Genomic DNA, 21,838 nt, shown 5'->3' on the forward strand with positions numbered 1-21,838 from the left:
AGGTGACTGATGCTCATCTTACCGACGGGTCGTACCGCCAGTAACCTCCCGCGCATCGGCCTCTCGGAGGAGCACGCATGCCCCCACGCACCGTCACGTTCAGAGCCGCCACCGTCGCGGCGGTCCTCGCACTCGGTACCACCCTGCTGGCGGCCTCGCCGCAGTACCGCGCCGCGGCCGCGGAACCCGTCCCCGTCGCCGACTACTGCCAGGGGCAGTGCGACGACATCCTGCCACCCGGCGAGAACGGCAACGCCACCCTCGTCGAGATCCTCGGCAACAAGGCGTTCGGCACGCACCCCGCCCACAGCGACGACCAACTCGACCGCTACGACAGTCTGGTGGCCGGGCACACGGGTCTCACCGACCAGAAGCTGACCGACTTCTTCAACGACGCCTCGTTCGGCGTGCCCGAGGATCAGGTCGAGTCCGTCACCACGCCGCGCGACGACGTCACCATCACCCGCGACAAGGCGTCCGGTGTCCCGCACATCAAGGGCACCACCCGTTACGGCACGGAGTTCGGCGCCGGATTCGCGGCCGGCCAGGACCGGTTGTGGCTGATGGATCTCTTCCGGCACATCGGGCGCGGCGAACTGACCTCGTTCGCGGGCGGCGCACTCGCCAACCAGGGCCTGGAGCAGCAGTTCTGGCCGCAGGCCCCGTACACCGAGGGCGATCTCGAAGCCCAGGTCGAGTACATCAGGACCCACGAGGGCGCCCGCGGCGAGCAGGCGATGGCGGATGCCCAGGCGTATGTCGACGGCATCAACGCGTACCGCGAGAAATCGAAGAAGGGCCGCTACTTCCCCGGTGAGTACGTGCTCACCGGAAAGATCGACGCCGTCACCAACGTCGGGGAGATCGATCCGTTCAAGCTGACCGACCTGATCTCGATCGCCTCCGTCGTGGGCGGTCAGTTCGGCGGCGGTGGCGGCGGTGAGGTGCAGGCGGCGCTCTCGCTGCTCGCCGCCCAGCAGAAGTACGGCGTCGCCGAAGGCACCCAGGTCTGGGAGTCGTTCCGGCAGCGCAACGACCCCGAGGCCGTGCTGACGATCCACGACGGCACCTCGTTCCCCTACGCGGGCAAGCCCGCGTCGGCCCGCGGCACCGCACTGCCCGACAGCGGCTCCGTCACGGCCGAACCATTGATCTACGACCGCACGGGCTCAGCGGGCACCGACCGGAAGACCCCGGTCAAGGCCCCGGCCGCGCTCAAGAGGGCCCAGGGCATCTACGACGACGGCGTCATCCCCGAGGGTGCGCTGCCCGGCTCCGGCTCCGGCGCCCAGAAGCGCGGGATGTCCAACGCCCTGCTGGTCTCCGGCGCGCACACGGCGAGCGGCAATCCGGTCGCCGTGTTCGGCCCGCAGACCGGCTACTTCGCCCCACAGCTGATGATGCTCCAGGAACTCCAGGGCCCCGGCATCAGCGCCCGCGGGGTCTCCTTCGCCGGCGTCGGCATGTACGTCCAGATGGGCCGCGGCCAGGACTACGCCTGGAGCGCCACGTCGGCCGGCCAGGACATCACCGACACCTACGCCGTCGACCTGTGCGAGCCCGACGGCTCCGCGCCCACCAAGGACTCCACGTACTACCTCTACCGCGGCACGTGCACCGCCATGGACACCCTGGAGCGCACCAACTCCTGGAAGCCGACCGTCGCCGACTCCACGGCGAAGGGCTCCTACCGGATGCAGGTCAGGCGTACCGGCTACGGCATCGTCACCCACCGCGCCACCGTGGGCGGCAAGCCCGTCGCGTACACCTCGCTGCGGACCACCTACCGCCACGAGGCCGACTCGATCATCGGCTTCCAGATGCTCAACGACCCGGACCAGGTCAAGGACGCCGCCTCGTTCCAACAGGCGGCGAGCCATATCGACTACGCCTTCAACTGGTTCTACGCCGACTCCCGCACCACCGCGTACTACAACAGCGGAATGAACCCGGTGCGCGCGGCGGGTGTCGATCCGGCGCTGCCCGTGAAGGCCGAACCGGCCTACGAGTGGAAGGGGTACGACCCGGCCGCCAACACCGCCGAGTACACCCCGTTCGCCGAGCACCCGCACTCCAGCGGCCAGGACTACTACGTCTCCTGGAACAACAAGCAGGCGCAGGGGTACGCCTCGGCGGGCTTCGGCCTCAGTGCCGTGCACCGGGCCGACCTCCTGGACCAGCGGGTGGCGAAGCTGGTCGAGGAGGGCGGTGTGACCCGCGCCTCCCTCACCCGGGCGATGGCCGAGGCCGCCCTCACCGATCTGCGCGGTGAGCAACTGCTGCCCGAACTGCTGAAGGTGATCCGCACCAGCCCCGTCACCGATCCCGAACTGAACGGTGTCGTCCAGCAGTTGGAGTCCTGGCGGGCGTCAGGATCGCAGCGGAAGGAGAGCAGCCCCGGATCCCACACGTACACCCATGCCGACGCGGTACGGATCATGGACGCGTGGTGGCCGAAGCTGGTGGAGGCCGAGTTCGCGCCGGGGCTCGGCGACAGCCTGTACGAGGCGCTGACCGCGAACCTCGCCACGGACGAGTCACCGGCGGCCAGTCACGGACCGAGCGGGGCGCACAGCGGTTCGGCGTTCCAGTACGGCTGGTGGGGCTTCGTGGACAAGGACCTGCGCCAGGTCCTGGGGCAGCAGGTGAAGGGCCCGCTCGCCAGGACGTACTGCGGGAACGGGGATCTGGCCGACTGCCGGGACACGCTGCTCGCCTCCCTGGAGCAGGCGGCGTCCGCGGCGGTCACCGAGGTCTACCCCGCTGACGACAACTGCGGGGCCGGCGAGCAGTGGTGCACGGACTCGATCATCCACCGCGCGCTGGGCGGCATCAGCCAGAAGGCGATCCACTGGCAGAACCGCCCGACGTACCAGCAGGTGGTGGAGTTCCCCGCCCACCGGTAGGAGGCCGTGTCGTGTCCTTCGGCCCGTCCGGCGCCGGAGGACACCGGCCGGTGCGCCGGGCGGGCCCGATCCCCGGGCCCGGCCGGCCCGCCTCACCGGTACTGCAGGTACCTCTTGCGGACGGCCCGGAACGAGGCGAGGTCCTTGGCCCACGCGCCCACGACCTCGTCCGTGTCCGCACCCGCGTCGATCAGGGTGCGGACCCGCGTGTTGCCGGTGAGCTTGTCGATCCAGTTGTCCGAGCGCCACTCGAAGCCGCTCCAGGTCCGCTTCGCCGTCACCAGCAGCGCGATCCCCGTGCGTACCGGATCGAAGACCTCGCGGTCCTGGACGTGCAGCTGTACCCCGCCGACCGTCTTCCCCTGGAACTTGGAGAACGTCGGCGCGAAGTAGGCCTCGCGGAACGCGACCCCCGGCAGACCGAGTGCGTTCGCCGCCTCCGCCCACCGGTGGTCGATGCCCTCCGCGCCGAGCAGTTCGAACGGCCGGGTGGTGCCGCGCCCCTCGGAGAGGTTCGTGCCCTCGAACAGGCAGGTCCCCGAGTAGACCAGCGCCGTGTCCGGCGTCGGCATGTTGGGGCTCGGCGGCACCCACGGCAGCCCGGTCGTGTCGAAGAAGTCCGCGCGCTTCCACCCGGACATCGTCACGATGCGCAGGTCCACCGGCCGCTCGGCCAGGAACTCCGCGTTGAAGAGCAGCGCCAGCTCGGTGACCGTCATGCCGTGCGCCTGCGCGATCTCACGGCGGCCCACGAACGTGCCGAACGCCGGGTCGAGCACCGGTCCGAGCGCCGCCCGCCCCGTCACCGGGTTCGGCCGGTCCAGGACGACGAAGCGCTTGCCCGCGAGAGCCGCCGCCTCCATGCAGTCGTACAACGTCCAGATGTACGTGTAGAAGCGGGCGCCCGCGTCCTGGATGTCGAAGACGACCGTGTCCACACCGGACGCGGTGAAGACGTCGGCGAGCGGCTGCCCGCTCTTCAGGTACGTGTCGTAGACCGGGAGACCGGTCGCCGGGTCGTCGTACCGTCCCTCCGAACCGCCCGCCTGCGCGGTGCCCCGGAAACCGTGCTCCGGCCCGAAGACGGCGATCAGGTCCACCCGGTCGTCCGGGTGCATCACGTCGACGATGTGGCGCACGTCGGACGTGATCCCGGTGGGGTTGGTGACGACCCCGACCTTCTGCCCCTTCAGCAGCGCGTAGCCGTCCGCCGCCAGCCGGTCGAAGCCGGTACGGACCCGGGCGTGCCCCTTGCCCCGCCCCTGGCCGGATGCGGGAGCGGCCGTCGAGACCCCGGTGCCCGCGGCCGTTGCCGCGAGGGCCCCCACCGCACCGCCGGCGGCCAGCAAACCACGTCTGGACAGGCTCATTCAGCTACCTCCATGATCGCGACGACTGTCATGGGCACGCACGCTAGCGCGCGTGCAGCCGCTACGGAATGAGCTGGGGGTGACGGTTGTGGCCGGAGTGACGCCCGGGCGGTGTCAACCTCTTCCACTACGACATACCGACTGGTTAGTCTGCTGGGGAAGTCGGCTGAGAGGGGCAGAACCCTATGAGTACGGTGCAGGGCGCGGGCGTAGTGGTCACAGGGGCCGGGGGAGGCATCGGAGCCGCCCTGGCCCGCCGGTTCGCCGCGGAAGGCGCGCGGGTCGTGGTCAACGACCTCGACGAGGCCGGGATCAAGCCGCTGGCCGAGGAGATCGGCGCCGTCCCCGTCGCCGGTGACGCCTCGCGGATCGTGGAGGCCGCCCGCGACGCGCTGGACGGCACCGTCGACATCTACTGCGCCAACGCGGGCCTCGCCTCGCCCGGTGACGTCCTCGCCGGCGAAGAGGTCTGGGCCGCCGCCTGGGACGTCAACGTGATGGCCCACGTCCGGGCGGCCAGGGCGCTGCTGCCCGACTGGCTGGAGCGCGGCAGCGGACGCTTCGTCTCGACCGCCTCCGCCGCCGGACTGCTGACGATGATCGGCGCCGCCCCGTACAGCGTCACCAAGCACGGCGCCGTCGCCTTCGCCGAATGGCTCTCGCTGACCTACCGCCACCGCGGAATCAAGGTCCACGCGATCTGCCCGCAGGGCGTGCGTACGGACATGCTCACCGCCGCAGGATCGGCCGGCGAACTCGTCCTCGTCCCCGGTGCCATCGAGCCCGACGCGGTCGCCGACGCGCTCTTCGACGCCATGGCCGAGGACCGCTTCCTCGTCCTGCCGCACCCCGAGGTCGCCGGCTACTACCGGGCCCGCGCCAAGGACACCGACCACTGGCTCGGCAGTGTGAACCACCTTCAGCGGAAGTGGGAGGCGACCGGCGCATGACCGAGTCCATCTACGCGGCCAAGCCCTGGATCTCCCTGCTCAGCGAGGCCCAGCGAGCACCCGTCAGCCCAGCCGAAACCCTGGTCCACGCCTTCCGCGCCTCCGCCGGACGCAGCCCCGGGCATCCGGCACTCGCCTACTTCGACGGCCGTCTGAGCTACCACGAGACCGACGCGCTCTCGGACTCGGTGGCCGGACACCTCGCGGCCCGGGGCCTCGTGCGCGGCGACCGCGTCGCGATCATGCTGCAGAACAGCCCGCAGTTCGTGCTCGCGCTGCTCGGCGCCTGGAAGGCCGGCGCGACCGTGGTCCCGCTCAACCCGATGTACAAGTCGGGCGAGGTCGGCCATGTCCTGAAGGACGCCGAGGTCGCCGCGCTGATCTGCGCGGACCGGGCCTGGGAGGCGTATCTGCGGGACACCGCGGCGCAGGCCCCGACCGTACGGATCGCGCTCACCACCAGTGAGCTGGACCTCCAGACGCAGAACGACGCCCGCGTCCTGGGCTTCGAGCGGCTGCCCGTCCCCGAGGACGCCGACGACCTGGTCGCCGTCGCCCGGCAGGGCCTGAAGGCTCCCCGGGGATGCGAACTCTCCTCCGCCGACGTGGCGTTGATCAGCTACACGTCCGGGACCAGCGGCACCCCCAAGGGCGCCATGAACTCCCACGGCAACATCATGGTCAACGCCGAGCGCCAGCGGGCCGGGCACCCCATCGCCGAGGGCTCCGCCTACTTCGCCCTCGCCCCGCTCTTCCACATCACCGGCATGGTGTGCCAGCTGGCCGCCTGCCTCACCAACGCGGGCACCCTCGTCCTCGCGTACCGCTTCCACCCGGGCGTCGTCCTCGAAGCCTTCGCCGAACACCGCCCCGCCTACACCGTGGGCCCGTCGACCGCCTTCATGGCCCTGGCCGCCCACCCCGGAGTCACCCCCGAGCACTTCTCCTCCTTCCAGGTGATCTCCTCCGGCGGCGCACCGCTGCCGCCCGCGCTCGTCGAGAAGTTCCGCACGGGCTTCGGTCCGTACATCCGCAACGGCTACGGCCTCACCGAGTGCACGGCCCCCTGCGCCTCCGTGCCGCCGGAGCGCGAAGCCCCCGTCGACCCCGTCTCCGGGACGCTCTCCGTCGGCGTCCCCGGCCCCGACACGGTGGTCAGGATCCTCGACGAGAACGGCGACGAGGTGCCCTTCGGCGAGCAGGGCGAGATCGCGGTGCGCGGACCGCAGGTCGTCTCCGGCTACTGGCGGCTGCCAAAGGCCACGGCCACGGCCTTCCCGGACGGCGAGCTGCGCACCGGCGACATCGGCTTCATGGACCGCGAGGGCTGGCTCTACGTCGTCGACCGCAAGAAGGACATGATCAACGCCTCCGGCTTCAAGGTGTGGCCGCGCGAGGTGGAGGACGTCCTCTACACCCACCCGGCGGTCCGGGAGGCGGCCGTCGTCGGCGTCCCCGACGCCTACCGCGGCGAGACCGTCCGCGCCTACGTCAGCCTGCGGCCGGGCACCTCCGTCGCCCCCGGGGAACTGGCGGCGTACTGCAAGGAACGGCTCGCCGCGTACAAGTACCCGCGCGAGGTCGAGATCCTGGCGGAACTGCCGAAGACGGCGAGTGGGAAGATCCTCAGGCGGGAACTGCGTTCACCCCGGTAGAGCGTTCACGCAGTCCACGGATGCACGCAGTCCACGGATGCACGCAGTCCACGGATGCACGCACTCCACGGATTCACACACTGCACGGATTCACACACTGCACGGATTCACGCACGGTACGGAAGGAAGGTGGCGGCAATGGCCAAGGCGACGGACGGGGACACGGCGCCCGTTCCCCAGCGGCTGCTGGCCGCCGCCACCCGGCTCTTCGCCGAACGGGGGTACGACCGCACCTCGGTCCAGGAGATCGTCGAGGCCGCGGGCGTCACCAAGGGCGCGCTGTACCACTACTTCGGCTCCAAGGAGGACCTTCTCCAGGAGGTCTACGCCCGGGTGCTCCGGCTCCAGCAGGAGCGACTCGACGCCTTCGCCGGCGCGGACGCCCCGGTCGAGCAGCGACTGCGCGACGCCGCCGCGGACGTGGTCGTCACGACCATCCAGAACCTGGACGACGCCTCTATCTTCTTCCGGTCGATGCACCACCTCAGCCCGGAGAAGAACAAGCAGGTACGGGTGGAGCGGCGCCGCTACCACGAGCGCTTCCGGGCCCTGGTGGAAGAGGGGCAGCGTGGTGGGGTGTTCTCCACGGCCACCCCGGCGGACCTGATCGTCGACTACCACTTCGGCTCGGTCCACCATCTGTCCACCTGGTACCGGCCCGACGGCCCCCTCAGCCAGCAGGAGGTCGCCGACCATCTGGCGGACCTGCTGCTGCGCGCCCTGCGTCCCTGATCCGGCCTCCCCGCCGATCTGCCGCGGCACGGTCGCCACGCGGATACCGGCGCGTACGGGATCGGTGAGCAGCTCTGTTGGACCGACCGCCGCTCCGGACCGAAGCTGGATATATGACTCATATCCAGCCGTCCTCGCACATCCCCGCCCTCTGGGCCGCGGCCTACGGTCCACGCCACACATCGGCCGTCCGCCTGGTCGCCCGGTGCCTGCTGCGTGCGAGGGCCTTCGTGCGCGAGCTGGCGCTTGCGGATCACGTGCCGTTCGGTGGTTACTGAAGCGGACCGCGGGGCGCAAACCGTTGGTGGCGCCGCGAACGCCCCGGCTAGCATCCGACGGTGACGACGCACGACGAGGAACAGATCCACGACGCCGTACGCCGGGCCGACGCCGGACGGCTGTCCGCCCTCCTTGATGTGCGGGACTGCTCACCGGCGCCCCTCGGTCGCCTGATCCGGCACGAGGACCCCGCCCTGCGCCACACCGGGCTGGCCCTGCTCGCCGAGCGGCTCGCGGACACAGGCCCGTACGACGACGCGGAGAGGGCCGAACTCGCCGGGCTGCTGCCCGAAGCGCTGACGGGGCCGCCGGAGGCGGACCTCCTCCTGGCGCGGCTCCACGAGCGGCTCGGCCCGCATCTCCGGGGCCGTCCACGCCCGGCATGGCGCACGGCCGGGCTGCCCGCGCGGGTGAGGACCGCGTGGCTGCGCGCCGAACTCCTCGACGAACCGGCGGTGATCCGTACCGAAGCCCCGGGCGAACTCCTTTACCAGGCCGTACGGGAGACGCGCATCACCGGCACGCACCGACCGGCGTGCCTGGTCGACGAACTGGCGGGCAGCGGCGACCCGGTCCTGCGCGCCGAGGCGCTGCGGCTCGCGCGGCAGGGGCTGCACGCCGGGCTGCTGGCTCCCGCTCTCGTCCGTGACGACCTGATCGGCCTGCTCGGCGCCGACGACGACCCGGTCGTCGCCGGGGCGCTGGCCGAACTCGCCTTGCCGTGGGCGGCGATGGAGCCGCTGCCGCCGGGACGCCTCGCACCGTTTCTCGCCGCGAGCTCGGTGCGGTCGCGGCCTGTCGTGGCCGACGCGGCCCTCGAAACCGCCGCCCGCCACGGCCACGGGGACCAGCTGCGGCGGATCATCGACGACACGGATCTTCCGCCGGGCCTTCGCCGCCGGGCCATGCAACTGCTCGGCGCTCTGGCGGGCCGGGACGACATCGGTGGACTCACGGCCGTCGCCGCACGCGATCCGCTGCTGCTCGCCGGGCCGGCGGTGGCCTGCCTGCGCGGGCTCCACCGGCGTGGGCACTTCGTCGGCGCCCCGGACGTGGCGGCCGTCGTGGCGCTCGCCCTGGCCGATCACTCGATTCCGGCCCGCGAGGTCGCGACGATCCTGTTCACCTGCCGGAACGAGATGCTCCGGATACTGACGGACGTGACCGCCGATGATCCGCACTGGCCGAGGCGGCTCGCCCTGCTGGTGGCTCTGGCCGGACAGGGGGCCGCCGAGCTGCCGATCGGGGACGCGATCACCCGCGTACTCCCCTCCGCTCCGGCCCCCGGTCCGTTCCTGGAGGCGATCCGCGAACTGCGCCACGCCGATGCCGAGGACGCCGTGATCGCTCTGCTGCCCATGGTGCCCGCCTCGGCCCTGCGGGCTCTGGAGGCCATCGGCGGACAGCGCACGGTACGGGCTCTGCGAGAAGGACTCGGACTCACCGCGAAGACGCCCGCGCCCTGGCCGTACGCCGTACGGAACCAGGCGCTCGAACTGCTGTGGCTGCTGAACCGCGATCCGGAGCACCGGCGCACCCTCCTCGAACGGCTCGACCCCATCGACCTGCCGACGCGCATCGCGGCGGATCTCGGCGGCCCGGACGAGCGGGAACTGGCGCTGCTGAGCTCGCATCTCGACCCGGACGAGCCGGTGGCGGCCCTGTGCCGGCTCGCCGCCCACGGCGCCGCCGGCAGCCTTCCGGCCATCGCCGACCTGCTGCTGCGCGTCGTGGCCGACCAGTCGGCGTCGTACGAGCGGCCGGGAATGCGGGAACGGCCGGGGACGCGGGAGCGCTCGGGGACGAGGGAACGGCCGGCGTCGTACGAGCGGCATCCCGGGCAGCCGAGCGGTGAGCCCGTGGTGCCTCAGGAGGTCCTCGACGCCGTAGACGCGTTGGGGCGCCGACTGTACGAGCGAGGGGCGATCCGCCCGGTCTGCCTGCTCGACGCGGCGGACGCGCGAGAGGCGGGCCACGCACTCCTCGCGACCACGGCACTGGACCTGCTGGACCGGCCGGGGCTGTCCGGACCCGAGCAGGCGATGCTGCTCGAACTGCTGCTCAGGGCCCCGTGGAAGGGCACCCGCGCCCGGGTGCACCGCTTGCTGCGGCACCGCGACCGGCAGGTGCGCAAGCAGGTCATCGCCCTCCTCGCCCGCGACGCCACGGGCGAGGACGCACAGGCACTGTCGGCGACCCTGATCGCGCTGACCGCGGCCCAGGACATCCAGACCGTCCGGCAGGCCCTGCTCGCCCTGGGCCACGCACGGGCCCACTGGGCAAGCGCCGCGATCGCCGCATGTCTCGACCGTCCGAACATGAACATCAAGAAGACCGCGGCCGAGGCGCTGGTCCGCGCGGGCACCCCGGCGGCCGTGCCCAAGCTGCTCTTCTGGCTCGGCCACCACGACAACCCCGGCCTGCGCCGCACGCTCCTCGCGGCCCTGCGCGCCGTCCTCGGCGACGCCTGCGCGGCGACACTGCTGGCAGCCGCCGAGCACAGCCGGGACGCCCGCACCCGGAGGCTGCTCCTGGAGGGGCTCGACGGCGCCCTCGCGGCGCCTTCGCTCCTGGCCCTGGACGACCAGGCGTCACCGGTGGCGGTCCCGCTGCTGTCCCTGGTGGCGGAGGGCCGGATCTCTCTGGCCTCCGGGGACGTGGGAGATCTGGTGGTGCCCCTGGCCAGGCACGGGACGGGCCCGTCGGCTGCCGTGCCCCGGTCGTCGGCCCACGGAGCGGCGGACCGCGACGTCACCGCGCTGCTGATCGCGGGCTGGAACCCCTCGGTCGCGCTGCGCGTGGCCGAGCGGGACGAGCCGCTCCACCCCGACGGGGCGGCCGGGCTGCGGCCGATGCTCGCCGACTGGCTCCGCCTGGCCGACGCCCGGCCCGCGCACCGGGACACGGTGGTGCGGTTCGCGCTGCGCGTCTGCCCCGCGCCCCGGTCGGCCGCCGAGCTGACGACGTTCGCCCGGAGCACCGGGGTCCTGCTCGCCGCGCTCGCCGACGCCCGCGACGAGACCCGGCACGACCTGATCGCGGTGCTCGAAGAGGTCGCGCCGATGCTGTCGGCCGCGGCCAGGCCGGCCGTCGCCGCCGCGGTACGGGCGTTGCGTCCGGCATCCGCGGCCCCGAACCGGTCCACGCTGACGCTGCTGCGCCGCCTCGGCGCGGTGCTGGTCCGCGCCGACCTCGACCAGGCACTCGCCTCGGCCCGGCTCGGCGCCGACCCTTGGCGGGCCGGGTCCGCCGTGCTGCGGGAGGCGTTCGCGGTTCCGGAACCCGCCGCGGCCCCCGACTCCGCCGAGGCCCGGGCCTGGCGGGCGGCGCTGGGCGGCGCGGCGCGTGCGCCGGGCCCGCTGGCGGAGTTCCGTCGGCAGGACGACGGCACGGTCGGCTCGCGGGACCGGTTGAACGCGTTGATCGAGGTCCACCCCGGCGCGAACGCCGAGCTCCGGGCCGCCCTGCTCGACTGGATGACGCTTCTTCAGCCGCTCGACGCGCCGCCTTGGACCCTCACCGAGACCGCCCACGCACCGGCACGCCCGCCACGGCACGTCCGGCTCGACGACCTCGACCAGCCCCGCTCGGCGGCCCAGCGGGAGCGCCTGCTGTCCATGCTGGAATCGCCCGTCCCGGAACGCAGGAGGACCGCAGCCGCGGCGCTGGTGCGCTGGCCGGAGCCCGGGGCCCGGCTGCCGGTGCTCCGCGCGTACCTCCGCGGACACATCGACCTGCCGGCCGGCCGGGATCTGGCCGATGTCCTGGGCGCCCTCGACGCGACGGAACTCAGGGGCGGCGACATCCTGCACGACCGAGTGGCGCTCCTGGCCTCGAAGCTCACCCCGTCGGCCCTGGAACCGCTCGTGCCGCTGCTGCTGGAGTGGTGGGAGCACGCCCCGCCCGCCGTCGGCCCGGCCGTCGGCGCCGCACTGCGCAGCCACCCCGCCGACGCCCTCGCGCGCCTGCTCGGCGACCGGCTCGACGCAGGACAGTGGGGCTTCCTCGACCTGCTTCTCGGCCGCCGGCTCCTGCGCACCCCCGCCCTGACGCACACGCGCCGACGGCTGCGCGCCGAAGGGCGCGACGACCTCGCGGACCGGCTTCTTCTCGTGGAGGGCCCGCTGCGCGGTCCGGAAGCCGCACAACAGGACGCGGCGGCGCTGGCGGCACTCCGCGACCGCGCACCGGCCGCACCCGGCACAGCTGCGCCCCGTCCGTCCCGGCGGGACCTGCTGGACCGGGCCCGGACCGGCACCACGGAACAGACCCTCCGGGCCCTGACGGAGCTGGCCGGGGCGCACACGGGCCCGGACCCGGTCGACGACCCCGCGGTGCGCGATCTGATCGGTGAGCTGCTCACCGATCCCCGGGCCGAGGTCCGCCTGCGCGCCCACCGGACCTCACGGACGGTGCTGGACCGGCGCACGTATCTGGGCCACACCGTGCTCCTGCTGGAGGATCCGCGGCCGGATGTGCTGCGTACGGCGATCCGAACCCTCGGCCATGCCGGCTGGGAGCCCGCGATCCCCGCCCTGACGGACCTGCTCGGGCACCCGCGTCCCGTCGTGCGCCGGGCGGCGGCCGAGGGGCTCGTCGCCATGGGCGCGGCGGCGATCCCCGCCCTGCGCAGATCTGCTGCCCACGCCCGCCCCGACAGACGTTCTCGTTACACGGACGTGCTCGACCGCATCGGGGACGCAAGCCCGTCCGGCGGTTGAGGACCGACAGCCCGGCAGGAGTCCGCGCCGACGCCCGGACCCGGCGCCGACGCCCGGTGCCCGGGTCCGACGACCGGGCCCGCCGGCGACGACCGGCGCCCGCCGGTGACCGGGGCCCGCCTTCGCCCCGGGCCCGGTCGTCGGCCCGCCCGCCCGCCCGCCCGGGTTCTACAGGTACCGCTTCATCTCCCGTCGGGCCAACGACCGCTGATGCACTTCGTCCGGTCCGTCTGCCAGCTGCAACGTCCGCGCCGCCGCCCACAGTTCCGCCAGCGGGAAGTCCTGGCCGACGCCGCCCGCGCCGTGCAGTTGTACCGCCCGGTCGATGATGTCGACCACCGCGCGCGGGGTGGCGATCTTGATGGCCTGGATCTCCGTGTGCGCGCCCCGGTTGCCCACCGTGTCCATCAGCCACGCCGTCTTGAGGACCAGCAGCCGCAGTTGCTCCACCGCGACCCGGGCGTCCGCGATCCAGTTCTGCACGACGCCCTGCTGGGCGAGCGGCTTGCCGAAGGCCGTACGGGACACCGCCCGCCTGCACATCAGCTCGATCGCCCGCTCCGCCATGCCGATCAGCCGCATGCAGTGGTGGATGCGGCCCGGTCCCAGACGCGCCTGGGCGATGGCGAAGCCGCCGCCCTCCTCGCCGATCAGGTTCGCGGCGGGCACCCGCACGTCCGTCAGGACGACCTCGGCATGACCGCCGTGGTAGTGGTCCTCGTAGCCGTACACCTGCATGGCGCGCCGCACTTCGAGACCGGGGGTGTCGCGGGGGACCAGGATCATCGACTGCTGGCGGCGGATGTCGGCGCCCTCGGGGTCGGTCTTGCCCATCACGATGAAGATCCGGCAGTCCGGGTTCATCGCCCCGGAGATGTACCACTTGCGGCCGTTGATGACGTAGTCGTCGCCGTCGCGCACGATACGCGTCTCGATGTTGGTCGCGTCCGACGACGCCACCTCGGGCTCCGTCATCGCGAACGCCGAGCGGATCTCACCGGCGAGCAGCGGTTCCAGCCACTGCTTCTTCTGCCCGTCCGTGCCGAACTGGAACAGCACCTCCATGTTCCCTGTGTCCGGGGCCGCGCAGTTGAGCGCCGTCGGCGCCAACTGCGGCGACCGGCCGGTGATTTCGGCAAGCGGGGCGTACTGGAGATTGGTCAGCCCGGCACCGTACCCGGCATCGGGAAGGAAAAGGTTCCACAGCCCCTGCCGCCGCGCCTCGGCCTTCAGGTCCTCGACGATCTGCGGGGTGTCCCACGGCGAGACCAGCAGCGCGCGCTGTTCGTGCGCGGTCGTCTCGGCCGGGAGGACGTGCTCGTCCATGAAGGCGAGCAGCCTGTCGCGCAGTTCCTCGGTGCGGGCGTCGAAAGCGAAGTCCATGGGGTGATCAGCCTTCCTGGAGGGTGGTGAGGCCGTGCTCGATGAAGACGGGCACAAGATCCCCGATGCGGTCGAAGCCGGCGCCGACGGTCTGTCCCAGGGTGTAGCGGTAGTGGATGCCCTCCAGGATCACGGCGAGCTTGAACCAGGCGAACGCCGTGTACCAGGAGAGGGCGGAGGTGTCCCGGCCGGAGCGGGCGGCATAGCGCGCGATCAGTTCGGCGGGGGCGGGGTGGCCGGCCGCGCCGCTGGTGGTGGAGACCGGGGACTCGGGCAGACCGAGGTCGGAGCTGTACATCACCAGCAGGCCGAGGTCGGTCAGCGGGTCGCCGAGCGTCGACATCTCCCAGTCGAGCACGGCCTTGATCCGGTCGTCGGAGCCGATCAGGACGTTGTCCAGGCGGTAGTCGCCGTGCACGACGGTGGGCGCCGGGGACAGCGGCAGGTCGCGGCCGAGCGCGGCGTGCAGTTCGTCGATGCCGGGCAGTTCGCGGTTGCGGGAGGCGTCCAGCTGCTTGCCCCACCGGCGCAGCTGCCGGTCGAGGAAGCCCTCGGGGCGTCCGAAGTCGCCGAGCCCGACGGACTCGGGATCCACGGCGTGCAGCTCGACGAGGGTGTCGACGAGGCCGAGGACCGCCTTGTTCGTGCGTTCGGCGCCCAGCGGCGCGAGCTGCTCGGCCGTGCGGTACGGGGTGCCCTCGACGAACTCCATGACGTAGAAGGGCGACCCGATCACCGAGTCGTCCTCACAGAGCAGTACCGGCTCGGGCACCGGAACAGCCGTCGGATGCAGGGCGCTGATCACCCGGTGTTCGCGCTTCATGTCGTGTGCGGTGGCCAGTACGTGGCCGAGGGGCGGCCTGCGCACCACCCAGCGGCCGGTGCCGTCGGTGACGACGTACGTCAGATTCGAACGGCCGCCCTCGATGAGGCGGGCTTCGAGTGGTCCGTTCACCAGACCCGGACGCGCGCGGTCGAGATGTCCGCGCAGCCGGTCGAGGTCGAGACCTGGTGGTTGGACTGGGCTCATCGTGCGCACCTCCGGGATGAAAGACGGACGTGCTCATGATGCCGACCAGTCGGTATGCCGTCCAGTGGGTCGGGGGGACGGTGGGTGCGGTCGCGGCGCCGGACCGGGCCGGACTCTGGCATTCAGTCGCACCTCTGAATATGGTTCACGTATGAAACCTGAGCTGCTGATCGACGAAGTCCGGCTGACCCCGATCCTGATAGCCGATCCGCCTCTGCTGAACACCCAGGGCGTCCACCAGCCGTACACCCCGCGGCTCATCGTGGAGGTCGTCACGGCCGGGGGAGCGACCGGGGTCGGGGAGACGTACGGGGACGGCGCGTACCTCGAACTCGCCCGGCCGCTGGCCGCCGCCCTGACCGGACGCCCGGTCAGCGATCTGAACGGCCTGTTCGCGCTGGCCGATGAGGTGTGCGGCGATTCACGGGCGGCCGACGAGCGTGTCGACGCGGGCGGACTGCGCGGGGTCCAGACCGCCGACAAGCTCCGCCTCTCCGTCGTCTCCGGCTTCGAGGTGGCCTGCCTGGACGCGCTCGGCACGTCGCTCGGCCTGCCCGTGCACGCCCTGCTCGGCGGCAAGGTCCGCGACAGCGTCGAGTACAGCGCGTACCTCTTCTACCGCTGGGCCGCCCACCCCGAAGGCGGTGAGCAGGACGACTGGGGCGCCGCCGTCGACCCCGCCGGGGTCGTCGCCCAGGCCCGGCGCTTCGCCCGCGAGCACGGGTTCTCCTCCTTCAAACTCAAGGGCGGCGTCTTCGAACCCGACCAGGAGATCGCCGCGATCCGCGCCCTGGCCGAGGCGTTCCCCGGACAGCCGCTGCGCCTCGACCCGAACGGCGCCTGGTCGGTCGAGACCTCGCTGTACGTCGCCGAGCAGCTGAAGGACGTACTCGAATACCTGGAGGACCCGGCGAGCGGCACGCAGCGGATGGCCGAGGTCGCCGCCGCCACCGACGTACCACTGGCCACCAACATGTGCGTGACGACCCTCGCCGAGATCCCGGAGGCCGTCGCCCGCGGCGCCGTCCAGGTGATCCTCTCCGACCACCACTACTGGGGCGGACTGCACCGCACCCGTGAACTGGCCGGGATCTGCCGCACCTTCGGCGTCGGGCTCTCCATGCACTCCAACACCCACCTCGGCATCAGCCTCGCCGCGATGACCCACGTCGCGGCCACCGTCCCCAACCTCGACTACGCCTGCGACAGCCACTACCCGTGGCAGTCCGAGGACGTCATCACCACCCGTCACGTCTTCCGGGACGGCCGGCTCACCGTCTCCGACGCACCCGGGCTCGGCGTCGAACTCGACCGTGCGCGCCTGGCCGCACTGCACCGGCGCTGGCTCGACGACGACGGCACGATGCGCGAGCGCGACGACGCGGCCGCGATGCGCAAGGCCGAGCCCGGGTGGCGGACCCCCTCGATCCCGCGCTGGTGACGGGGCGGGTGCGGGCGGCGTCCGGGGCCTGAGTTGCGGGGTTCCCGGCCCGCGCCGAGGGTCGGTACATGAAGGCGATCAGCTACAGCCGCTACGGCGGGGCCGAGGTCCTGGAGTACGGGGAACGGCCCGACCCCAAGGTCGGGCCCGACACCGTCCTGGTGAAGGTGCGGGCCGCCGCGGTCAACCCGGTCGACCGGAAGGCCCGCGAGGGCCACCTCGACGCCGCTCTGGAGGCCGTGTTCCCGGTGATCCCCGGCTGGGACGTGTCCGGTGTCGTGGTGCAGCCCGGTGTCGCCGTCGACGAGTTCGCGGTCGGCGACGAGGTCATCGGCTATGTGCGGGAGGACTTCCTGTGCCGGGGCACGTTCGCCGAGTACGTCGCCGCGCCCGTGCGCACCCTCGCCCGCAAGCCGCTGAGCCTGAGCTTCGAGGAGGCCGCGGGGCTGCCGCTGGCCGGCCTCACCGCGTACCAGGTGCTCCACCGCACCTTGAGGATCAGGGACGGCGAGACGGTCCTCGTCCACGCGGCCGCCGGCGGCGTGGGCTCGCTCGCCGTCCAGCTCGCCCGGCACGCGGGCGCCCGCGTCATCGGCACCGCGAGCGAGCCCCACCACGACCATGTGCGGCAACTCGGCGGGGAGCCGGTGGCCTACGGGGACGGCCTCGCCGAGCGGCTGCGGGCGCTGGCCCCGGACGGCGTCGACGCCGCCTTCGACACCGTCGGCGGCGAAGCGCTCCGGGTCTCCGCCGACGTGCTGAGGCCCGGTGGCCGGCTGGCCTCCATCGTGGACGGCGAGGTCTTCTCGTACGGGGGCCGCTACGCCTTCGTGCGCCCGGACGCCAAGGACCTCGCCGACCTGGCCGACCTGGCCGAGCGGGGCATCGTCACCGTCCACGTGGACCAGGTCTTCCCGCTGGAACGGGCGGCGGACGCCTACCGTCTGAACGAGCAGGCACACACCCGCGGAAAGATCGTCGTGACCGTCCCCTGGGACGCCCCGGATGTCCAGGACATCCCGGAAGGCTGACACGCCCGGTGGGGACAGCTGACACGCCCGGTGCGGACAGTTGACACGCCCGGTGCGGACAGTTGACACGCCCGGCGCCGGGGACGTCAGAAGAGCATCGCGGCGGCGAACACCGCGAGCGCGACCGTGCACGCAGCCGCGGTCAGCGCGCCGCGCGCGGAGAGCGGAAGCGGCCGGGCGGACCCCATCCCGAGCACCCGCCGGTGCGCCACGAACAGGAACCCCAGCCAGGCCAGCGCGCTCAGCGCCACGGCGACGACCGCGGCCGGGCTCGCCCCGCCGTGCAGGGCCTGCTTGACCGCCAGCAGCGCCACCACCGTGCACGACAGGGTCGTACGCCGCCACGCCAGCCTCGTCCGCTCGGGCTGCAACCCCGGGTCGCGTGCCCCGGCCGTCACCGGCCCTCCCAGCGGAAGACGACCACCACCACCATCGCGACGGCGACGACGGCGACGGCGAGACCCAGCAGCGTCGGGAAACGGGAGACCGGCAGATCCTCCCCGCGCCGCATCGCCCGCTCGCACCGCACCCAGTGATTGACGGCCCGCAGCGCACAGAGCACACCGGCCGCGAGCAGCGCCAGTGCCAGGCCCGCGCGGACGCCCCACGCCAGCTCCGGGAGGAACTGATCGACCGCGAAGCCACCGCCGATCAGTGCGAGGGCCGTCCGGATCCAGGCGAGGAAGGTGCGCTCGTTGGCGAGCGAGAACCGGTAGTCGGGGGTGTCGCCCTCTTCGCGGATCCGCTGCGGCGCGAACCACAGCCGCAGGCTCTGTACGAATTCGTTCACGCGGAAACCCTGTCTGTCGCTCGTCGACGCCCGTGGGCCGGATCAGGAGGCCGCCCGGCTCGCGCGGAAGGCGCGCAGCCGGTGGTAGGTCTCCAGGCCGTCCGGCACCCACTCCCAGTCGCCCAGGCGCCGCTCCAGCTCCGCGTCGGTGAGGAAGGTGTGCCAGGCGACCTCCTCCACCTGCGGGTTCACCGGCAGCTCGCACCGTACCTGGTAGACGCGGCTCCACCAGGTGTGCTCGGCGCTCTCGTAGAGGTACGTGAACAGCGGCTCGGGCCGGGGCAGTCCGGAGACACCCAGCTCCTCCTCGGCCTCCCGCAGCGCCGCCTCGTCGTAGGACTCGCCCGCCCCGACCACCCCGCCGACGAACATGTCGTAGTGGGACGGGAAGACCAGCTTGGTGGCGGTCCTGCGGTGTACGAAAAGACGGCCCGCGGCATCCCGGGCCTCGATGAAGACACAGCGGTGACGCAGGCCCCGCGCGGTCGCCTCACCGCGCGGGGCCTGCCCCACCACCACGTCGTTCTCGTCGACGATGTCCAGGATCTCGTCAGAAGGAGTCATGCCCCTCATCCAACATCAGGCCATCGGCCATCCGGCATCAGGCCACCGGTCATCCGGCACCCGGGCACCGGTCATCCGGCCATCGGTCATCGGTCATCCGGCCATCGGTCATCCGGCATCAGACCGCCGGGCGGACGTCCTGGTGGGCGGCGGACGCCGCTCAGTTCGGCTGGAGGCTCTTCTCCCTGCGCCGGTCCACGGGCCCCTCCGGCATCGCCGGATGCAGCCCCAGCAGCACGATCCCGATGACGATCGCCGCGAGACCGGCCGCCTGCCAGGCCAGCGCGGCGGCGTCGGTGCGCAGCTGGTCGCCGAGGAAACCGACCCCGCACGCGATCCCGGCCAACGGCTGGGACGCGGTCAGCGGGGGCAGCGACACCCGCAGCGGACCCGTCTCGAACGCGCTCTGCACCAGGAGCAGACCCGTCACCCCCAGCACCACCACCGCGTACGGCTGCCACGCCGTCATCAGACCCGCCCAGCCGTCGGCGGACAACCGCTGGCCGGTGAGCCGGGTGAGCGCGTCCTGCAGTCCGTACAGCAGACCGGCCGCGACCGCGAGCAGCGCCGGGGCCACCCCGGACTGCGAGCGCTTGGCGACGGTGGTCAGCAGCAGAGCCGCGCCCACGACCACGCCGATCACCAGCCAGTGCCGCAGCGGATTGGTCACCGCCTCGCCGCCGTGCGGCCGGCCCGCCAGCAGAAAGGCGGCGACTCCACAGGCCAGCAGGCAGAGCCCGGACCAGCCCTGCCCGCCGAGCCGCTGCCCGGTGCGATGCCGGGACAGGGCCATCGCGAAGAGCAGATTGGTCGCCAGGAGGGGTTCGACGACGGACAGCTCACCCTTGCCCAGGGCCAGGGCGCCCAGCACCATGCCGCAGACCATCAGCCCGATCCCGAGCAGCCAGCTCGGCACCCGCATCAGGTCCAGCAGCAGCCTGAACGAGAGATAGTCGCTCCTCGGGGCGTGCGAAGCGGCGGCCTGCTGCAGGACGAAACCGAACCCCAGACAGCAGGCGGCACTCACGGCGAGCACGAGGACCAGCACCGACACGCTTCTACCTCAAGTCAGGCCAGAAGTGGGTGATTTGTTTCGACGATAGCGCCTGTGCCCCGAGGGTGCGGCCGGAGTGCCGCCGACCGGGCGGTTGACGCCGCGGCGGCCGGTGCAGAGGATCTGACGCACGAGTAACTTCCGGCGACCGTGCCGGACCGCACCCATGCCCGTGACCGGATCGCCCCGACAAGGATGGAACCCATGGCGTTCGACGCTGATGTGATCGTGATCGGGGCAGGTCTCGCGGGCCTGGTGGCCACCGCCGAGCTGGTCGACGCGGGCCGCTCGGTGATCCTGCTCGACCAGGAACCCGAACAGTCGATCGGCGGCCAGGCACACTGGTCCTTCGGCGGGCTCTTCCTCGTCGACTCGCCCGAACAGCGCCGGCTGCGCGTCAAGGACAGCCACGAGCTGGCCCTCCAGGACTGGCTCGGTACGGCGGGCTTCGACCGCGAGGAGGACCACTGGCCGCGGAAGTGGGCCGAGGCGTACGTCGACTTCGCGGCCGGTGAGAAGCGCTCCTGGCTGCACGCCCAGGGGCTGCGCCTGTTCCCCGTCGTCGGATGGGCGGAGCGCGGCGGCTACGACGCGAGGGGCCACGGCAACTCCGTACCCCGCTTCCACATCACCTGGGGCACCGGCCCCGGCATCGTCGCGCCCTTCGAGCGCCGGGTCCGCGCGGGCGTCGCCCAGGGCCTCGTCCAGCTCAGGTTCCGCCACCGGGTCACCGGGCTCGGCCGCACCGCGGGCGCCGTCGACATGGTGACCGGGGAGGTCCTGGAGCCGAGCGCGGCGGCCCGCGGCACCGCGAGCGGCCGGGTGGTGGCCGGCACCTTCGAGCTGCGGGCCCAGGCGGTGATCGTCACCTCCGGCGGCATCGGCGGCAACCACGACCTCGTACGCAAGCAGTGGCCAGCACGGCTGGGCACCCCGCCCGCGAAGATGCTCTCCGGCGTCCCCGCCCATGTCGACGGACTCATGCTCGGCATCGCCGAGGAGGCCGGTGCCCACCACATCAACCGCGACCGGATGTGGCACTACACCGAAGGCATCGAGAACTGGAACCCGATCTGGGCCCGGCACGGCATCCGGATCCTGCCGGGACCGTCCTCGCTCTGGCTGGACGCCCGCGGCAGGCGGCTGCCCGTCCCGCTCTTCCCGGGCTTCGACACCCTCGGCACCCTCGAACACATCATGAGGTCCGGCCACGACCACACCTGGTTCGTCCTCGACCGGAAGATCATCGGCAAGGAGTTCGCGCTCTCCGGCTCCGAACAGAACCCCGACCTGACCGGGAAGTCCGTCCGCGACGTGCTCGGCCGGGCCCGCGCGGACGTACCGGCCCCGGTGAAGGCGTTCATGGACAACGGCGTGGACTTCGTCGTCGAGAAGGACCTGGCGGCACTCGTCCGCGGGATGAACGCGCTCACCGACGAGCCGCTGATCGACGAGGACGAACTGCGCCGGGAGATCACCGCACGCGACCGCGAGATCGCCAACCCCTTCACCAAGGACCTCCAGATCACCGCGATCCGCGGGGCCCGCGCCTATCTCGGCGACAAACTGATCCGCACGGCGGCCCCGCACCGCATCCTCGACCCCAAGGCCGGCCCGCTGATCGCCGTGCGGCTGAACATCCTGACCCGCAAGTCGCTCGGCGGACTGGAGACGGACCTGTCCTCCCGGGTGCTCACCGCGGACGGCACGCCCCTGCCCGGTGTGTACGCGGCGGGGGAGGCGGCCGGTTTCGGCGGCGGCGGGGTGCACGGCTACCGCTCGCTGGAAGGGACCTTCCTCGGCGGCTGCATCTTCTCCGGCCGGGCGGCGGGCCGGGCGGCGGCGCAGGCCACGTCCTAGTGCCGGGAGAGGCACTGGAGAACCACACCGCCGACCGCCGACCGCTGACCGCGGCGCCGCCGCGCCGGCTCC

16 protein-coding genes are annotated in these 21,838 nt (G+C 72.4%); 9 read left to right on the top strand and 7 right to left on the bottom strand.

Features of this window, described 5'->3' with window-relative positions; all coding sequences use genetic code 11:
* Window positions 1-77: 77 nt before the first annotated feature.
* Window positions 78-2,906, top strand: a complete 2,829-nt coding sequence (locus ACFVUT_RS03895; RefSeq protein WP_389655073.1) for a penicillin acylase family protein — start codon at window positions 78-80, stop codon at window positions 2,904-2,906.
* Window positions 2,907-2,998: 92 nt separating this feature from the next.
* Here the strand turns inward: ACFVUT_RS03895 and ACFVUT_RS03900 are convergent, their stop codons facing one another.
* The gene (locus tag ACFVUT_RS03900; protein WP_389655075.1) at window positions 2,999-4,276 is read right to left on the bottom strand and encodes an exo-beta-N-acetylmuramidase NamZ domain-containing protein; all 1,278 of its coding nucleotides are present in this window, start codon (window positions 4,274-4,276) and stop codon (window positions 2,999-3,001) included.
* A gap of 185 nt (window positions 4,277-4,461) precedes the next feature.
* On the opposite strand from ACFVUT_RS03900, the gene ACFVUT_RS03905 reads away from it, so the two are divergent.
* The 5 genes from ACFVUT_RS03905 (at window position 4,462) to ACFVUT_RS03925 (ending at window position 12,613) form a co-directional block, all read left to right on the top strand.
* The gene (locus tag ACFVUT_RS03905; RefSeq protein WP_389655077.1) at window positions 4,462-5,226 is read left to right on the top strand and encodes an SDR family oxidoreductase; all 765 of its coding nucleotides are present in this window, start codon (window positions 4,462-4,464) and stop codon (window positions 5,224-5,226) included.
* Complete coding sequence (locus tag ACFVUT_RS03910; RefSeq protein WP_389655079.1) at window positions 5,223-6,881, top strand: class I adenylate-forming enzyme family protein; 1,659 nt, start codon at window positions 5,223-5,225, stop codon at window positions 6,879-6,881. Before ACFVUT_RS03905 ends, ACFVUT_RS03910 begins: the two co-directional genes overlap by 4 nt.
* Window positions 6,882-7,019: 138 nt before the next feature.
* On the top strand, window positions 7,020-7,613 hold the full coding sequence (locus ACFVUT_RS03915) for a TetR/AcrR family transcriptional regulator (protein ID WP_389655081.1): 594 nt from the start codon (window positions 7,020-7,022) through the stop codon (window positions 7,611-7,613).
* Between the two features lie 113 nt (window positions 7,614-7,726).
* Window positions 7,727-7,891: a hypothetical protein gene (locus ACFVUT_RS03920; protein WP_389655083.1), complete on the top strand. Its 165-nt coding sequence runs from the start codon at window positions 7,727-7,729 to the stop codon at window positions 7,889-7,891.
* Between the two features lie 60 nt (window positions 7,892-7,951).
* On the top strand, window positions 7,952-12,613 hold the full coding sequence (locus ACFVUT_RS03925; RefSeq protein WP_389655085.1) for a HEAT repeat domain-containing protein: 4,662 nt from the start codon (window positions 7,952-7,954) through the stop codon (window positions 12,611-12,613).
* Between the two features lie 168 nt (window positions 12,614-12,781).
* Here the strand turns inward: ACFVUT_RS03925 and ACFVUT_RS03930 are convergent, their stop codons facing one another.
* Both ACFVUT_RS03930 and ACFVUT_RS03935 read right to left on the bottom strand, forming a co-directional pair.
* Window positions 12,782-13,996 (bottom strand): acyl-CoA dehydrogenase family protein, encoded by a 1,215-nt coding sequence (locus ACFVUT_RS03930; RefSeq protein WP_389655087.1) that lies wholly within the window; start codon window positions 13,994-13,996, stop codon window positions 12,782-12,784.
* Between the two features lie 7 nt (window positions 13,997-14,003).
* The gene (locus tag ACFVUT_RS03935; RefSeq protein ID WP_389655089.1) at window positions 14,004-15,026 is read right to left on the bottom strand and encodes a phosphotransferase family protein; all 1,023 of its coding nucleotides are present in this window, start codon (window positions 15,024-15,026) and stop codon (window positions 14,004-14,006) included.
* Between the two features lie 151 nt (window positions 15,027-15,177).
* On the opposite strand from ACFVUT_RS03935, the gene ACFVUT_RS03940 reads away from it, so the two are divergent.
* Together ACFVUT_RS03940 and ACFVUT_RS03945 are read left to right on the top strand one after the other, a co-directional pair.
* Complete coding sequence (locus ACFVUT_RS03940; protein ID WP_389655091.1) at window positions 15,178-16,467, top strand: glucarate dehydratase family protein; 1,290 nt, start codon at window positions 15,178-15,180, stop codon at window positions 16,465-16,467.
* A gap of 68 nt (window positions 16,468-16,535) precedes the next feature.
* Window positions 16,536-17,498, top strand: a complete 963-nt coding sequence (locus ACFVUT_RS03945; RefSeq protein ID WP_389655093.1) for an NADP-dependent oxidoreductase — start codon at window positions 16,536-16,538, stop codon at window positions 17,496-17,498.
* A gap of 86 nt (window positions 17,499-17,584) precedes the next feature.
* Here the strand turns inward: ACFVUT_RS03945 and ACFVUT_RS03950 are convergent, their stop codons facing one another.
* From ACFVUT_RS03950 to ACFVUT_RS03965, 4 genes are all read right to left on the bottom strand, one after another.
* Window positions 17,585-17,896: a DUF202 domain-containing protein gene (locus ACFVUT_RS03950; RefSeq protein ID WP_389655095.1), complete on the bottom strand. Its 312-nt coding sequence runs from the start codon at window positions 17,894-17,896 to the stop codon at window positions 17,585-17,587.
* Window positions 17,893-18,288 carry a YidH family protein gene (locus ACFVUT_RS03955; RefSeq protein WP_389655097.1) on the bottom strand — a complete coding sequence of 132 codons (396 nt, stop codon included), beginning with the start codon at window positions 18,286-18,288 and terminating at the stop codon, window positions 17,893-17,895. The genes ACFVUT_RS03950 and ACFVUT_RS03955 overlap by 4 nt, the downstream gene beginning before the upstream one ends.
* Before the next feature lie 42 nt (window positions 18,289-18,330).
* Window positions 18,331-18,852: an NUDIX domain-containing protein gene (locus tag ACFVUT_RS03960; RefSeq protein ID WP_389655099.1), complete on the bottom strand. Its 522-nt coding sequence runs from the start codon at window positions 18,850-18,852 to the stop codon at window positions 18,331-18,333.
* A gap of 160 nt (window positions 18,853-19,012) precedes the next feature.
* The gene (locus ACFVUT_RS03965) at window positions 19,013-19,906 is read right to left on the bottom strand and encodes a DMT family transporter (RefSeq protein WP_389655101.1); all 894 of its coding nucleotides are present in this window, start codon (window positions 19,904-19,906) and stop codon (window positions 19,013-19,015) included.
* Between the two features lie 204 nt (window positions 19,907-20,110).
* On the opposite strand from ACFVUT_RS03965, the gene ACFVUT_RS03970 reads away from it, so the two are divergent.
* On the top strand, window positions 20,111-21,766 hold the full coding sequence (locus ACFVUT_RS03970) for an FAD-binding dehydrogenase (RefSeq protein WP_389655103.1): 1,656 nt from the start codon (window positions 20,111-20,113) through the stop codon (window positions 21,764-21,766).
* The last annotated feature ends 72 nt before the right edge of the window (window positions 21,767-21,838 follow it).

This window comes from Streptomyces sp. NPDC058051, assembly GCF_042885475.1.
GTDB lineage: Bacteria > Actinomycetota > Actinomycetes > Streptomycetales > Streptomycetaceae > Streptomyces.